This window comes from Acidisphaera rubrifaciens HS-AP3 (assembly GCF_000964365.1).
Taxonomy (GTDB): Bacteria; Pseudomonadota; Alphaproteobacteria; order Acetobacterales; family Acetobacteraceae; genus Acidisphaera; species Acidisphaera rubrifaciens.
This window is the reverse complement of record NZ_BANB01001178.1, coordinates 1-214: the sequence shown is the minus strand read 5'-3', so window position 1 is coordinate 214 and position 214 is coordinate 1. Positions and strand designations below refer to the sequence as shown.

The following is a 214-nucleotide window of genomic DNA, read 5'->3' as shown; positions in this document are numbered from 1 at the left end:
CGGTCCCCGACCTCGCGCCGAAGGGCGATACCGGCCGCGCCTTCGCGCTGTTCTACACGGGCGTGATCGGCGCCGGCGGCTTCGCGCCGATCGCCTATGGCCTGCTCGCCGACCACTCCGGCCGCACCGTCGGCATGATCGCCGCGGCGGCCACGGCGGCGGTCATCGTCCCGCTGGTCTTCGGCCTCGGCCCCGCGCTGGACAGGATAGCAGG

At 74.8% G+C, this 214-nt stretch carries 1 pseudogene; it reads left to right on the top strand.

Annotated elements, in window-relative coordinates:
* Positions 1-214 (top strand): annotated as a pseudogene (locus B8460_RS20565) (MFS transporter); the annotation flags it as partial.